11 protein-coding genes and 1 tRNA gene are annotated in these 14,654 nt (G+C 55.2%); 6 read left to right on the forward strand and 6 right to left on the reverse strand.

The genetic code is table 11. The features are described 5' to 3' along the window. The first annotated feature begins 53 nt into the window (after positions 1-53). Positions 54-1,265, forward strand: coding sequence for a tetratricopeptide repeat protein (locus VO84_RS07585; RefSeq protein ID WP_082661822.1), 1,212 nt, complete (start codon positions 54-56; stop codon positions 1,263-1,265). A 57-nt stretch (positions 1,266-1,322) separates the two neighbouring features. On the opposite strand, the gene VO84_RS07590 is transcribed toward VO84_RS07585, so the two are convergent. Then, entirely contained in the window at positions 1,323-2,081 is a 759-nt protein-coding gene (locus tag VO84_RS07590) for a ThuA domain-containing protein (RefSeq protein ID WP_058187004.1), read from the reverse strand. A gap of 93 nt (positions 2,082-2,174) precedes the next feature. Here VO84_RS07590 and VO84_RS07595 point away from each other — a divergent pair, with 93 nt between their 5' ends. Then, positions 2,175-3,275, forward strand: a complete 1,101-nt coding sequence (locus VO84_RS07595; RefSeq protein ID WP_058187006.1) for a YncE family protein — start codon at positions 2,175-2,177, stop codon at positions 3,273-3,275. A gap of 243 nt (positions 3,276-3,518) precedes the next feature. On the opposite strand, the gene VO84_RS07600 is transcribed toward VO84_RS07595, so the two are convergent. After that, positions 3,519-3,611: transfer RNA gene (locus VO84_RS07600), tRNA-Ser, on the reverse strand. 533 nt (positions 3,612-4,144) lie between these two features. Between VO84_RS07600 and VO84_RS07605 the strand changes: the two genes are divergently transcribed. Continuing rightward, the gene (locus VO84_RS07605) at positions 4,145-5,476 is read left to right on the forward strand and encodes an APC family permease (protein WP_157439787.1); all 1,332 of its coding nucleotides are present in this window, start codon (positions 4,145-4,147) and stop codon (positions 5,474-5,476) included. A gap of 72 nt (positions 5,477-5,548) precedes the next feature. Here the strand turns inward: VO84_RS07605 and VO84_RS07610 are convergent, their stop codons facing one another. Next, positions 5,549-6,127 carry an inorganic diphosphatase gene (locus VO84_RS07610; protein WP_058187010.1) on the reverse strand — a complete coding sequence of 193 codons (579 nt, stop codon included), beginning with the start codon at positions 6,125-6,127 and terminating at the stop codon, positions 5,549-5,551. A gap of 182 nt (positions 6,128-6,309) precedes the next feature. Here VO84_RS07610 and purS point away from each other — a divergent pair, with 182 nt between their 5' ends. Together purS and glmS are read left to right on the forward strand one after the other, a co-directional pair. Further along, on the forward strand, positions 6,310-6,558 hold the full coding sequence (gene purS, locus VO84_RS07615) for a phosphoribosylformylglycinamidine synthase subunit PurS (RefSeq protein WP_331458398.1): 249 nt from the start codon (positions 6,310-6,312) through the stop codon (positions 6,556-6,558). A 69-nt stretch (positions 6,559-6,627) separates the two neighbouring features. Next, positions 6,628-8,511 (forward strand): glutamine--fructose-6-phosphate transaminase (isomerizing), encoded by a 1,884-nt coding sequence (glmS, locus tag VO84_RS07620; RefSeq protein ID WP_058187014.1) that lies wholly within the window; start codon positions 6,628-6,630, stop codon positions 8,509-8,511. A gap of 3 nt (positions 8,512-8,514) precedes the next feature. Here the strand turns inward: glmS and VO84_RS07625 are convergent, their stop codons facing one another. Beyond that, the gene (locus tag VO84_RS07625; RefSeq protein ID WP_157439788.1) at positions 8,515-11,226 is read right to left on the reverse strand and encodes an ATP-dependent helicase; all 2,712 of its coding nucleotides are present in this window, start codon (positions 11,224-11,226) and stop codon (positions 8,515-8,517) included. Between the two features lie 618 nt (positions 11,227-11,844). Here VO84_RS07625 and VO84_RS07630 point away from each other — a divergent pair. Further along, positions 11,845-12,450, forward strand: a complete 606-nt coding sequence (locus VO84_RS07630) for an LOG family protein (RefSeq protein WP_058187016.1) — start codon at positions 11,845-11,847, stop codon at positions 12,448-12,450. A gap of 129 nt (positions 12,451-12,579) precedes the next feature. Here VO84_RS07630 and VO84_RS07635 read toward each other — a convergent pair whose 3' ends face one another. Together VO84_RS07635 and VO84_RS07640 are read right to left on the reverse strand one after the other, a co-directional pair. Continuing rightward, on the reverse strand, positions 12,580-13,596 hold the full coding sequence (locus tag VO84_RS07635) for a hypothetical protein (RefSeq protein WP_058187017.1): 1,017 nt from the start codon (positions 13,594-13,596) through the stop codon (positions 12,580-12,582). 47 nt (positions 13,597-13,643) lie between these two features. Continuing rightward, positions 13,644-14,651 (reverse strand): medium chain dehydrogenase/reductase family protein, encoded by a 1,008-nt coding sequence (locus tag VO84_RS07640; protein WP_058187019.1) that lies wholly within the window; start codon positions 14,649-14,651, stop codon positions 13,644-13,646. Positions 14,652-14,654 lie beyond the last annotated feature (3 nt).

Raw genomic sequence — 14,654 nt, forward strand, 5'->3', positions numbered from 1 at the left:
GCCCTTTCTTTTTCCTGCTTCAAGTTACCTTTGGTGCGCGATACGATCTCTACATGATTTGCAAATGCATCTCCGTTGTGTTGCTGGGTCTATTGTCATTTTCCTCTGTGCCTTCTGGTTTCTGCCAATTGGCTCCCGATACGCAGAGCCAGATTCAAACTCACTTAAGTGAAGCACATAAGTTTTTGAACGAGAACAGGCCTGACGCAGCAATCCCGGAATTCCGCGCCATTCTCGCGCTCGACCCATCGAATATCGATGCTCTAGGCAACCTGGGCGTCCTGCTTTTCTTTCACGGAGACTACGCCGGCGCTATACCAAACCTTCATAGTGCACTTCAGCGCAAGCCCGATCTCTGGAAACTTCAGGCTCTATTAGGTATGGCTGAGCGGCGCACTGGGAAGCCTCAGACAGCTCGCACAGATCTGGAAGCTTCCTTTACACAACTGCAGGATCAGAAGATCCGCATCGAAGCCGGCCTCGAATTAGTTGAGTTGTATACAAGCGCAGAAGAAATGGACAAGGCCTCCGCTATTGTCAGCACTCTGCGCGCTCTTGATCCGGAAAACCAGCAGATTATCTATACGGCCTATCGTGTTCATTCTGACATGGCCCGTGAGGATGCGATGAACCTAGCACTCATTGCTCCTCATTCTGCTTTGATGTATCAGTTGATGTCCCACGAAGCGGCCCGTCGCGGCGATACCCCTGCAGCTATTCGCGATGAGCGGGAAGCGTTACGGCTTGATCCGAATATACAGGGTGTTCATTTTGAACTGGCTGAATTGTTGAATGCTTCTATGTCAGAAAATGACGCAGAAATAAAATCGCAGTACGAGCTGGCGCTTAAGCAAAATCCCTTGGACGAAAAGACCCAATTGCGCCTTGGCGCTATTGCTGAGCGCAATCACGACCAGAAAACCGCATTGGCTCTTTACACGCAGGCCGTCGCACTGCAGCCAGATGACCCCGAGGCGTGTTACGACCTTGGCAAGCTTTTATTTTCAGTAAATGAAATTGAGATGTCCGAAAAGCTGCTAACGCACGCGGCACAAATGGACCCAACAAATGCCAACATTCACTTTCGTCTCGCAACCGTCTATAAGCGCCTTGGCCGAGATGATGAAGCGAAGCGTGAGGTTGCGCAATATCAAAAGTATAAAGATCTGAAAGAAAAACTACGTGAGACTTTCCGAGAGCTACATGTCGATCCGAAAAGGCTGGCTCAAGAGGAAGGAGTTGATGGCAGTAAATCGTTTCCATAGCCAACATCCATTTATAATGGTCCACTAATTCAAACTGTAATGTGGGATTAGACGCAATCAATTCCGCCCGCCTAGCCATAACAAAGCATTTTCAAAGAATAGATTCTGCGTTTTATCGCTCAGTATTTTGGCTCCATGGCCCATATTTGCGTAAATCATTTTATATTTATTGTTCGTCCACGCAACCGGGACATCCCCTCCGGCCAGCGTATCCTTAAATCCCAGAGGATAGTTCGACGGCGCAAGTGTCATCAGAATTTTGATGTTCGGATTGTTGCGCGGGCTTGGCTGCCAGCTATACCACTCATTATCAGGAGATATAAAGCTCTTCGGCATCCCTCTCGTTACCGGATGGTTCTGGTCGTCGATCATTAGCGTGGCTGGCATCGGTGGCCAACTGTTGCCAGAGAACATCGTTCCTAAAAAGTCCGCAAACCACGGCCATGTTTCGCGGCTGTCCATCCAGCCTGCTACATGGAAACCCATCCATGCTCCGCCATGTTCCATATAATCCGAAAATGCTTTGCGTTCCCCCTGCGTTGCAGGAAATTCATTGAGCCACACCACCACCTGGTAGTCTTTCAGCGTTGCGGGATTCAAGTCGTTCCAGTTGGACGTCGCCACAAAAGTGAAATGATCGCGCCTCGCCATAGATTCAAAAAAGGGAATCGCCTGCGTGGCAAAATCAACATGATCCTGCTCCACGTTAGTTGAGTAAAAAGCAAGAACACGAAACGTCTTTGTCTGGCCGAAACCCGATGCTATACACAGACCAAAGAAAACAATGCCGCAGAACAATTGCATGCGCCGAATCATGAGGGCCTTTCTCATCCGGCGAGCTGCAGATTCTTCTCGACACCGGACTTTCTAATTGTTAATAATATAGTTCCATTGGGGACAGACGACAATATGATTCCGCGCATTTCACCTTTTTTCCCGAGAGTTCTTTGTGGCACCATTCTTATTGCCGCCTTGTTGTTTGTGACATCGCCGCTTTCCGCATGGTGTGATGAAGAGAGTTCTGCGTGGGGGCGCCTAATTACCAGCGCTGCTGTTGCGTGCAACCCCTCCACGCACAAGATTTACTCAGTGAATGAAGGCACAGGATCTATCACAGTGGTTGACGCCACAACGAATACTGTGCACATCGTAAAAGTTGGTAGCGAACCTATTGCCATCGCAATCAATCACATCACCAATCGAGTTTATGTTGCCAACGACGGCAGCGCTTCAGTCAGTGTCATCGATGGCACAAGCGATGTTGTAATCGCAACTGTTAAAAGCGACCCGCTTCCTTATATGCTGGCCGTAGACGAAGCAAGCAATCGAATCTACGTAACCCACACCTATAGTGGCACAGTAACTGAAATTGACGGCACATCGAATGCGGCACACCTACTTAAGGTAGGCAATGCCGATGGCGTTATTGTCGATCCAGCTACGAGCACGGTCTTTCTAACCACCTACGAAGATCCGAACATACGCATTTTGGATGAAATGGCACGCACCGTCACTAAAGTTGCCGTAGGTCCACACATCTGGGGCATGGTTTTTGACGAGTCATCTTCCACATTGTTTCTAGCGCATACGGCAACGGCCGAATTGGTAGCGCTGGATGAAAAAACGCACGTGGTCAGCAGCATTCCCGTCGGCAAACTCCCTTGCGCACTGGCCATTGATTCAGTCGCGCACAAACTTTACGTGGTCAATTATGGTGATGAGACTCTGAGCATAGTTGATCTGCGGGCAAGGAAGGTGATTGCAACTTTGCCCGTCGGACGACACCCACAGGGCATAGCGGTCGATTCGAAATCCAACCGTATCTATGTGGCGAATGTCCTCGGAAACAGCGTTACCGTCATTGACGGAGCGAGAAATAAAGTGATCGATAATTTGAATGCAGGGCGCCACCCATATGCAGTGGCGATAGACCCGGTTTTCAGCCGTGTTTACGTAGCAAATTACAGTGCGCCCTGGATAACTCCAATTGCGAATTACCAACAATATTGACTTAACGATCTGGGTTGCTCTAGCTGCGTTTCACACAGCTAGCGCAGGAGGCTACGCGGCAGGACTATCTGCACGAGGTCGAGCACATGCGCGTCTTCTCCGCCCAACCTGTAAAACGGGAGGCTTATTCAGGATGAATGGCTTGGCCAGGGAACTATAGATGGTAGATTATGGACAGATTCTCTTTATTTTCTAAGAATTAGCGAAGTCTCTGGACTCTTACAGACCTCACTGGAAAGAAACTGGCGGAGAGAGGGGGATTCGAACCCCCGGTAGAGCTTTTGACCCTACAACGGTTTAGCAAACCGCCGCCTTCAGCCACTCGGCCATCTCTCCGGCTATTCAGCTCATTATAACTGATACGGGATTCTGCCATCGAAATTGACCAATTCCGGCGTATTTTGCTGGTCACGCGGCGCAGGCCACGCGAAATTGGATTTTTTACAAATGAATTCCTCTTGTGATGATAGAGTGATTCCCTACCCAAAAAGCTGCAAACAAAAAGCCCAAAAAGGATATGAGGACTCGCCATGTTCTCCCGGCATGAGTGTCATCGATGCAGTGCCACTGGACGGTCCCCTTGCCTTCGTTGCTCTTCAAACGGCCAGCTTAAGTGCGTGCGGTGCAGCGGGAACGGAGAAGCCTCTGGGAGTCTGTGCGTGTATTGCAATGGCACCGGCCAGATTCGATGCCTTGATTGCCAGGGGCGCGGAGATCATCTCTGCCAGCTGTGCCGAGGGCGGGGTTATCGAGAGATGTTTTAGAGCGCGGAAAATTTTTCCAACAAGCCACTTTACTGCTTTGTGCGTATTGAAATTCTTGTTAGATTCACATTCATGCGCTTCACCTCTCCGCCGACTCGCCGGAAAATGCACCTGCTTCCGCTTGTTGCGGCCACCTTCTTTATGGTGTCAGGAGGGCCTTACGCCATTGAGGACATTCTGGGTGGTGCAGGCTTTTCACGAGCGATTCTGATTCTGCTGCTGCTGCCGATTGTCTGGAGTCTGCCGACTGCGCTGATGATCGGAGAACTGGCGAGTGCGATTCCAGCAGACGGCGGATTTTATATCTGGGTGCGGCGGGCGCTGGGACCGTTCTGGGGCTACCAGGAAGGATGGCTTTCCCTTTCTGCGAGCGTCTTCGACATGGCCATCTATCCGGCATTTGCGGTGGAGTACCTTGGCAAGTTCAATCCGGCGCTGACGGTGGGCTGGCGGGGTTGGGCCTGGTCGCTGACTATCGTGGCGTTGTGCTGCATCTGGAATCTATGGGGTGCGCCGGCCGTGGGCGACGGCTCGATGTGGATGTCCCTCCTGCTGCTCTCACCCTTTGTGATCTTTGTTGCGCTCGGCTTCTGGCACGGCTTTACACTGCAGCCGGCGGTGCAGTGGAGCGGACCGACGTCGAGCACGGCGCTTTCAACGGCTGTGCTGGTGGCGATGTGGAATTACATGGGCTGGGATAATGCCTCTACCGTCGCGCAGGAGGTTCACAATCCACAGCAGGTATACCCGCGGGCGATGATTGTATCCACGGTGTTGGTGACGACGACGTACATCCTGCCGCTTGCGGCGATGGCACTGGCCGGGCTTGCGGTGAGCAACTTCGAGACCGGAGACTGGATTTCAGCGGCAGCGCAGATTGGCGGACCGTGGCTAGGCTGGGCCGTGGCGGCGGGCGGAGTGATCACCGGCGTGGGCATGTTCAACGCGCTGGTCATGAGCTATTCGCGGCTGCCGATGGCAATGGCCGAGGACCGTATGCTGCCACGTATCGTGGCCTGCCGCAATCGCCGCGGCGTGCCGTGGGTGAGCGTGATTCTGTGCGGCCTGGCGTGGGCGCTTGCGCTCAAGCTGCCGTTTGAAAAACTCATCACCATCGACATTGTGCTGTATGGAACGAGTTTGCTATTGGAGTTTGTGGCGCTGGTGGTGCTGCGACTTCGCGAGCCCGGACTGGCACGACCATTCAAAGCCGGCAACCTGACCTGCGCGTGCGTGCTGGGTGTGGGGCCTGCGGCGCTGATGGTTTATGCGCTCTATGCTTCGCGAGCAGATGAGGTGAAGCTAGGCGGCAGCTCGATTTCAGCACTGCTCTTCTCGCTACTGGTGGCGCTGCTGGGGCCGTTGCTATACCGTTTTGCCACGCCGCGAGCCGGGCGGAGCAAGGAGATTCCTGCGGCGGCTACTGCAACGGAATAATTTCATACAAAAGAGAACGCCGTTCTGCGGGACCATGGTCTGGCCCACAGAACGGCTTATATTATTTGAGCCTTACTTTGTAGCCTTAGGCGGCTTGTCGGCCGATGCCCCAGCAGCGTCTTTGCGCGCGGCATTTTCTTCAAAGCGACGTGCGCATTCAATGACCTTGTCACGCGCATGAGCAGCATCCTGCCATCCCTTAATCTCGACGCGCTTGAGTTCCAGATCCTTGTAGATCGAGAAGAAATGCGTGATCTCCTTGAGCATGTGCGGATATATGTCGGTGTAATTCCACACATTGGAATAGCGCGGGTTATTTTTGCCCACCGCCAGCACCTTTTCGTCGGGAACGCCCTGGTCGAGCATTTCCAGCACGCCGATGGGGCGAACCTCCTGCACGCAGCCGGGAAAACTGGGGCCGGGCACCAGCACCACCACATCCAACGGATCGCCGTCCTCGCTCAGCGTGGACGGGATAAAGCCATAATCTCCGGGGTAGTGGACGGGCGAGTGCAGATTGCGATCGAGCTTGAAGACGTGAAGCTCCTTGTCGTACTCGAACTTCTGCGTCCCTTCCTTGGGGATCTCGATAACCGCACGAAATACCTCAGGGAAGCGGTCGCCGATCGGCAACTCGAGGTAATTAACCATATCTTCTTTCTCCTATTCTCTCTTTGAACCCGGTCCGCAGGGGCAGACATATTGAAATGTTGAAAATGGCAGTTCTGTATCCTTTTAGATGCAGATCCATAGCAATTAGAAAATTCCGAGATAAACAGCGTGCTGTTTTTTGCGGACCACCTGTAAATGCAGCTTAACTACTATAATCAGGGATGATGAAGGCGCATGTCTACGTTACGTTGAAGACTTCGGTCCTGGATCCGCAGGGCCAGACCATCCAGAATGCCCTCCGCAAGATCGGCTACGACAAGGTAGAGGGCGTCCGCCAGGGCAAATACTTTGTACTGGATCTAGAAAGCGGCCTGTCTGGCGACCAGGCGCGCGAGCAAGTGGAAAAGATTGCCCGCGACGTGCTGACGAACCCGATTATTGAAGAGTTTACCTATCGGATAGAGGAATAAGCGCGGGCGTTCCCGCGCTCACCTTGATGCGTTCATTTTTGCACTAAAACCGTCCCATACAATCGAGCCATGTGCGGAATCGTCGGCTACGTAGGCCCTCGTAAGGTTGTCCCTGTCATTGTGGAAGGCTTGCGGCGCCTGGAATATCGGGGCTATGACTCGGCAGGAATTGCCGTGGGCAGCCCTGAATCCGCGCTGCTGGAAGTCTGCCGGGCTCCCGGCAAGCTGCAGAACCTAGAGGCTGTTCTCAAAGATCATCCTCTTGATGGGACCTATGGCATTGGCCACACGCGTTGGGCCACGCATGGACGGCCTACCGAAGAGAATGCCCATCCGCATCGCGACTGCACGGGCCGCATTGTGGTTGTTCATAACGGAATTGTTGAAAATTACCTGGAGCTGAAGCGAGAGCTTACCGCGCTTGGCCACAAGTTCGTTACGGAGACGGATACCGAAATCATCGCGCACCTGATTGAGCAGATCCAGAAGGACTCGGAAGACGCGGGCGCTCCGCTGAAGCTGGAGGGCGCAGTGCAGCGCGCAGTCAAGCTACTCACTGGCGCCTTTGCTCTGGGCGTTCTTTCTGCCGCAGAGCCGGACAAGATTGTCGCAGCGCGGTCGGGCCCCCCGGTGGTGGTTGGGGTGGGCGAGGGCGAGTCGTTTATTGCATCCGACGTGCCGGGGATTCTGCATTACACGCGCAATATGGTCTTCCTGGCCGATGGCGACATGGCGATCCTTACGCGGCAAGGTGTTACGTTTACTGACTTCGATGGCAACCCGGTAAAGCGTGAGCTGACGCGCATTCATTGGGATCCAATTCAGGCGGAAAAGGGCGGCTACAAACACTTCATGCTCAAGGAAATCTGGGAGCAGCCGCGTGCCATCCGCGATACGACGCTGGGCCGCATCTCGCTTGATTCCGGCAAGGTGTTTCTCGGCGAGATGGATCTAGGGGACGAGGAGTTGGCCCGCGCTGCCAGCATCAATATTGCAGCCTGCGGGACGAGCTGGCACGCCGCACTGGCCGGCAAATACATGATTGAGCGTTTGGCACGTCTGCCGGTGGATGTGGACTACGCCAGCGAATATCGCTACCGCAATCCCATTCCCGATCCAGCCGCGCTGGGCCTGCTGATTACACAATCCGGCGAGACCGCAGACACGCTTGCAGCGCAACGCGAGATGAAGGCGATGGGATCGAAGACCATCGCTATCTGCAACGTGGTGGGTGCGATGGTGGCGCGTGAGGCTCATGGCGTTATCTACACGCATGCGGGGCCAGAGATCGGCGTCGCGTCTACAAAAGCATTTAGTTCGCAGCTTACCGCGCTCTTTTTACTGGCGCTGAAGCTTGGGCAGTTGCGTGGCCATCTCGACAAGGCGCAATCGGTTGCGCTGATGGAAGAGTTGATCAAAGTTCCCGCAAAAATTGAAGAGATCCTGCGCTCGGCGTCAGACCAATGCGAGAAGCTCGCCGTAAATTTCTCGAATGCGCGTGATTTTCTCTATCTCGGACGCGGTGTCCACTTTCCTATCGCGCTGGAAGGCGCGCTGAAGCTCAAGGAAATCTCCTACATTCACGCTGAAGGCTATCCGGCAGGTGAGATGAAGCATGGGCCGAATGCGCTGATCGATGAGACGCTGCCGGTTGTCGTGCTGGTTACGCGCGATGAGACTGATCCTGCATCGAAGCTGCGCTATGAAAAGACGCTCTCAAACATTCAGGAGGTCACGGCGCGCTCAGGCCGCGTGATTGCGATTGCCACAGAGGGCGATTCGACGATTGGCTCGCTTGTGGAGCAGACGATTTTTATTCCTCCAGCTCCGGAGTTGCTTGCGCCGATCCTCGAAGTGGTTCCGTTGCAGTTGCTGGCGTACTACATTGCTGTGCGCCGCGGCGCGGACGTGGATCAGCCGAGAAATCTGGCAAAGTCCGTCACCGTGGAATAGGCCTTACAACTTTTCGAGATTGGCGAACTTCTCCATCAGCTTCTTCATGCCGTGGCGCGCGAACATCACGGTGAGCTTGGCGTCTTCTCCTTCGCCTTCGCGCATGAGCACAGTGCCCTCGCCGTACTTAACGTGACGCACGCGTTGGCCCTTCTTCAGGCCTGCTGCGCCTGTGGGATCGGGCAGATCCATTGACGGCCGCACATAGCCGCCCGGTTTCGCCCCACCGCCTTTGCCGCCAAAGAATCGAGCGATGTTGTCCAGAGAGCCTGTATCTGGCGGTGCTCCGGCGCTTTTGCTTTTTGGACTGGCGTTGCTGCTGTTGCCATAGCTGTAGGTAAGCTTGGGCCTCTCTTGATTTTCATTCTCGTAATCGAAGTGCTGGTCGCCGAATTCATTTTCGTCATTGCGGCGGCCGGCGCCGAATCCAGATCGATAGCCCGTCGACGCTTGCCGGCGCGGGCTCATGTTCTCCATCAGCGGCGGCGGAATCTCTTCGAGGAATTGGGAAGGAATGCTCTGCTCCGGCGCGTCGTTGCCGTAGCGGCGGCGGTAAACTGCGCGCGTCAGCACCAGCGTGTTCATGGCCCGGGTCATACCTACATAGCAGAGCCGCCGTTCTTCCTCAAGCTCCTCAGGATTATTGAGCGTGCGCGAGTGCGGGAAGAGTCCCATCTCCATACCGGCAAGAAAGACCAGCGGGAACTCCAGGCCCTTGGCCGCGTGCAGCGTCATCAGCGTCACACGCGCTTCGGGATCGAACTGATCCGCGTCCGAGGCCAGCGCGGCGTGGTCCAGAAATTCAGCCAGCGTCTCGCCGCGAACTTCGGCGTCATGTGCCGCGTTTGCGAGTTCCTTCAGGTTTTCAATCCGGCTGATGGCCTCTGGCGATCCTTCCGTCTCAAGAGCCTTGATGTATCCGGAGCGATCGATCACGAAGCGGATCAGCTCGGGCAGTGTAGCCGCATCGCCCGGCGCCCGAAACGGCTCCTGCCGTTTTGCGCTTTGATCCGCTTCTGAGGCGGTCTCAGTCTGCTTTGGAATCTTTAAAAATGCCTTCTTCGGTTCGGCCTTCTTCTCTGACGCCGCAAACGGCGAGAAGCTGGAAAAATCCAGCAGCTGCATCTGCGCGGAGTCTGCATCATCGTTATCGCCAAAGCTGAAGTCGGTGCTCTCATCGCTCGATGTTTCTGCGCCGAATGAAAAATCCGTATTGTCTTCGCCGGTTTCCGCTGCGTCTACATCAGCGGAGAGCTTGCCTGCGAAATCCGGGTCCATCATGGCCTGCGCGTCCACCATCAATTGTTGAAAGCTCTCAAGCGCCATCAACGCGCGGGTGGGGATGAGCTTGTTTTTGATTGCCGCGGAGATTGCTTCCCAGGTGGATGTGTTTGTCTCAAGCGCCAGCCGCTCCAGCGTGGCCAGCGTGGTTGCACCGATGCCGCGCGCCGGGACATTGATGACTCGCTGCAACGCCATGGAGTCATGCGGGTTCGCCACCAGACGTAGGTAGCCCATCATGTCCTTGATTTCCGCGCGATCATAAAAGCTGAAGCCGCCGACCATGGTGTAGCGCACGTTATAGCGCCGCAGTGCCTCTTCTATAAGGCGCGACTGCGAGTTGGTGCGATAGAGGACTGCGCACTTGCCTTGCTCGCCTTCGGCGCTGGTTTCGCGCAGAAACTTCTGGATGCGGTCGGCTATAAAGAGTGCTTCGTTTTCGCCGTCTGGAGCTTCGTAGTATCCGATTAACGAGCCGCCCTGGCGGTCTGTCCAGAGCTTCTTGCCTTTACGGCGGAGGTTGTTGGCTACGACTGCGCCGGCTGCTTCGAGGATCGTTTGCGTGGAGCGATAATTCTGTTCGAGGCGGACTATTTTGGCGTTGGGAAAATCCTTTTCAAACTCCAGGATGTTGCGGATGTCCGCACCGCGCCAGGAGTAGATGCTTTGATCTTCGTCGCCTACGGCGCAAACGTTCTTTGCTTCGCCGGCGAGGAGCTTCATCAGCTCATATTGCGGGCGATTGGTGTCCTGATACTCGTCGACCAGAAGATAGCGATACCTGCGCTGGTAGCGCTCGCGTGTCGCTTCGGAGACTTTGAGCAGCCGTGCGGCTTCGAGCAGGAGATCGTCGAAGTCGAGGGCGTTGTTCTTTTTTAGCTCGTCTTTGTACTGGCGGTAGATGTGGGCGATGCGCTCGGAGTTTGCGTCCTTGGATTCGAGATAAAACTCCTGCGGGTCGACCATGTGGTTCTTGGCCCAGGAGATTTTGCCGAGCACTGCGCGCGGCGTGAGCTGCTTGGTGTCGAGACCCATGCGGCGCATGACCTGCTTGACGATGTTCTGCTGGTCGTTTTCGTCATAGATGGCGAAGGTGCGCGTGAGGCCCTGGCCGTTTACCTGCAGGGCTTCGATGTCGCGGCGGAGGATGCGGACGCAGAGTGAGTGAAAGGTGGAGATGAGTGGTTTGGCCAGGCTTGCGTGGCCCATCAGCCGCTCCACGCGCTCGCCCATTTCGGAGGCGGCCTTGTTGGTGAAGGTTACGGCGAGGATTGAGTCCGGGGTGACGCCTTTTTCTTCGATCAGCCAGGCGATGCGGCTGGTGATGACACGGGTCTTGCCCGAGCCTGCGCCGGCGAGGATCAGGAGTGGACCTTCGGCGGTTTCGACAGCTTCGCGCTGCTGGGGATTCAGGTTGGCAACTAGGGAGGGCAAAGCGGCAGTCCGTTGGAAGAGTCCTTGTAACAGTTTACCTGTTGTATGGATGCCTGTTTTCTGTTGCAGAACGGCGTGCTTATTTTCTTAGTAAGTCATTTATTTTGTTTCACCTAATTGATATTTTGCATGTTTACTACTTGTATATAGTTGACGGTTACTTTTGTGCAATTTGCCTAAAAAAAGAATTTTTTCCTTTTTATTTGTGAACTGTCGCTCTGGGTAGATGCTTCGAAGCATGGCGCGGCCTGTGGAGTGAGATGTTTACTCTTTGTGCAATAGACATAGTTACCTGATCTCCAAAACCAGGGGGGAGGGGGTGCCCTTGGCCTACCGATAGTGACTACGGCCCGAATCCATGGTGGGTTCGGGCCATAGTTTTTTCTCTGCTGATTATGAGTGTGACAGAAATGGGGCTAATTGCACGCAAAGTTTCTGGAGGGGCGGCACGGTACGAAAGGACAATGGACTTTGGTAACTAAGGACGAAGGACGAGTGACGAAGGACGAAAGACAGAAGCAGGTCCTTCCCTCCGGCTGAAAAACGCCTACGGTCAGGATGACGGGCGTTTGTGGGTGTGGAAACGAGTGAAGGAGTGAGCGGGTATCCTGAGGGGGAATGACAGATCCTAAGCTCAGCCAGTTCTCTGCTCGATCCGTTCCACAGCCTGTTCGGGGTCGCGTTGCTGTTTACTGCGCTTCCGCCATGGGCCACAACCCCGCCTTTCGCGCCGAAGCTGCGGCGCTGGGTAAGGCGATTGCCGCTGCTGGTCTGGGGCTCATTTATGGAGGCGCTAACTGCGGCCTCATGGGCACGGTGGCGGATGCCGCGCTGGCCGAGGGAGCCGAGGTAATTGGCGTGCTTCCGGCGGTGCTTTCAGACCGCGAAATTGCTCACGCGGGGCTTACGCGGCTGGAGCCGGTCTCCTCAATGCATGAGCGCAAGGCTCGGATGGTGGAGCTGGCCGATGCATTTCTGATTCTGCCCGGAGGGTACGGCACGCTGGATGAGCTGATGGAAGTGATCACCTGGGCGCAGCTTGAGATTCATGCGAAACCGTGCATCCTGATCAACACGCTGGGTTATTGGGATGGACTGCTGGCTTTCCTCGATACGACCGTGCGCGAGGGCTTCCTGAAGCCGCAGAACCGGGGGTTGATGCGGGTGGCGGGGAGTGCGGAAGAGGCGGTGGGGATGGTGGTCAAGGCAGTGATACGGGAATAAGGACAGGGCTTTATGGATAAAAGCGAAGGGTAAAGCAGCCGCAACCATACACCTGGCAGATGATGCCGATATAGCCGCTGGTCCATCTGCCTGCCGGATTCGCACATCGATCCTGACTTACGTCCTGGCTTACTCCGGACCATCCTTGCTGAGCAAGGTCAGCGTCTGGTCCTGATAATTCCATACTGTCTTGAACTTACTCAGAAACTCGTATCCCAGCGTCATGATGTTGTCATTCGCGTGGCCCATCTTTTCGCTAACAGCGGCCTTCCCTTCGATGAGGTCAGTGTGCGATCTCAGCGAGATGACGTGATTGTCGATCGATACACTGGACAGCTTGCACTCATCCGTTGTGCAGTGCAGTGTGCCCGCCGCCTTCATTGTTTTGATCAGCTCCGGAGTTAGCCAAACCGTGTCGTGGCTTCCGGTATCGAGGTTTGCTATGAACGGCAAGTTGCCGAGTTTCACCGGGAACGCGAGCAGGTTGCGATGGCCGGCGAAGTCAAAGTGGATGACCTGCAGCACCTTTTCTCCCTTCAGTGCGGCCTGCTTGCCTGCGCTGGCCGCATCGTTTCTGTAGAAGGTGACGCTGGGATGCTGGTAGTCCAGCTTTATGACGTAGCCGTCAAAGAAGGCAATGCCGATCCACCCGATGAAGTCCGGCGTAATGTTATCTTCCAGCTGCTGGCCGGAGCTGCCGCGCACATTCGGTATGGCTGTATAGTCCGGCCCATCCGCAAGTTTCAGATCGTCGACGAGTGGGAAACGGGACACCGTAAACGTCTGGCCAGAACCAAAGAACCCATGGCCGATCACCTTACCATCGGGCGGCGTAACCCGATGGGTGTTCAGTGCGAAAGACTCCTCTTCGCCGACATCAAACAGCAGCTTGCCCTTGATGCCGTTGACCTCGCCTTCGAGAAATGGGTATCCCTTGACCAGCACAAGCGGCATGGTTGAACGGTCGCTTGCGAGATGAACCTTTTGATTGACACCTGACTGCTGCGGTACTGGATGTTCAATAACGGCCGGTGATGGAGCTGTCGCCTGTGCGGAAGCGAGAGAAGTACATCCGATTGCGGAAAGAAACGTGATGGCGTAAAGCCTTTGGGCAATAAAACGGGTGGTTCTATGCAGCAAGGGCATGCAAGTCTCCAAAATTGGCAGCTACGTTTCTACAATCTAATGTAGAGCTAGTGCGAAGACACATCGAGCACAATCGAGCCGACTCCGCTCCCTCGCGCATACATGCGGTGCGCTTCCTGAACGTCAGCCAGCGCAAATACCGCCTTGATGGGCACCCGGATACGTTTCTCTGCAAGCCAGTTGAAGAGCAGCGCCAGATCCGGAGCGAAGTGTTTGGAGTCCCTGCTTAAGCCAAAGAATGTCGTCCGCTTACCCGACCAGAAAGCCAGATTGCGGGCCAGCAGCTTAAGGACCATGGGCACCGGCGCAGTCCGGGGCGTGTTCGTCAGAGCAGGCAGGTTCTGGCCATAGCCCACCAGAAGGCCGCCCTTGCGCAGAATGGAGTAGCTCTCATCAAAGCTCTGATATCCGAGCGGATCGAACACAGAATCCACGCCTCCCATACGCTGCATCTCGCGAATCCATTCTTTTTGTTTGTAGTCGAACACGACGGCTCCGCTTGCGCTGAGTTCCGCATGCTTGCTGGCCGAAGCGGTTCCGAACACTACTGCGCCGCGCAACTGCGCGAGCTGGAGAAGCGCCGTGCCCACCGCACCGCTGAGCCCATGAACGAAGATGCGCTGGCCGCGCGTTACTTTGGCGCTGTGCTCCAGCATTTCGTAGGCAGTCACCCAGTCAAGAATCAGCGCTGTAGCTTGCCGAAGGTCCAGACCCTGCGGTACCGGTACGAGAAACTTCTCCGGGAGGTTCATCCGCTCTGCCTGCGCTCCATATTTGGTGAGGCAAGCGACCAGGGTCCCCGGCGCAAATTTCGTGCAGCCCGCACCGTTGTCCAGAACTTTGCCGATCATGCTGTAGCCCGGCGTCAAGGGCGCCTTCTTCTGAAACGGATATGTGCCGCGCCGCATGTTGACATCTGCACCCGCGACGACGGAATGCAGTATCTGCACCTGCACCTCACCCGCCTGCGGACTGGCGATGTTTGCCTGGGTGACCTGTAGAACACTTTCATCTCCGAAATGGGGAACGAGTACTTTTCTGATCGTGGTTTCCACTGG

The organism is Occallatibacter gabretensis, assembly GCF_001449115.1.
In the GTDB taxonomy this organism is placed as follows: Bacteria; Acidobacteriota; Terriglobia; order Terriglobales; family Acidobacteriaceae; genus Telmatobacter; species Telmatobacter gabretensis.

What these genes read in the sequence shown, in the direction of transcription:
- VO84_RS07585 (WP_082661822.1), top strand. Translation starts at nt 54, where the DNA reads ATGATTTGCAAATGCATCTCCGTTGTGTTGCTGGGTCTATTGTCATTT.
- VO84_RS07590 (WP_058187004.1), bottom strand. Translation starts at nt 2,081, where the DNA reads ATGATTCGGCGCATGCAATTGTTCTGCGGCATTGTTTTCTTTGGTCTG.
- VO84_RS07595 (WP_058187006.1), top strand. Translation starts at nt 2,175, where the DNA reads ATGATTCCGCGCATTTCACCTTTTTTCCCGAGAGTTCTTTGTGGCACC.
- VO84_RS07605 (WP_157439787.1), top strand. Translation starts at nt 4,145, where the DNA reads ATGCACCTGCTTCCGCTTGTTGCGGCCACCTTCTTTATGGTGTCAGGA.
- VO84_RS07610 (WP_058187010.1), bottom strand. Translation starts at nt 6,127, where the DNA reads ATGGTTAATTACCTCGAGTTGCCGATCGGCGACCGCTTCCCTGAGGTA.
- purS (WP_331458398.1), top strand. Translation starts at nt 6,310, where the DNA reads ATGATGAAGGCGCATGTCTACGTTACGTTGAAGACTTCGGTCCTGGAT.
- glmS (WP_058187014.1), top strand. Translation starts at nt 6,628, where the DNA reads ATGTGCGGAATCGTCGGCTACGTAGGCCCTCGTAAGGTTGTCCCTGTC.
- VO84_RS07630 (WP_058187016.1), top strand. Translation starts at nt 11,845, where the DNA reads ATGACAGATCCTAAGCTCAGCCAGTTCTCTGCTCGATCCGTTCCACAG.
- VO84_RS07635 (WP_058187017.1), bottom strand. Translation starts at nt 13,596, where the DNA reads ATGCCCTTGCTGCATAGAACCACCCGTTTTATTGCCCAAAGGCTTTAC.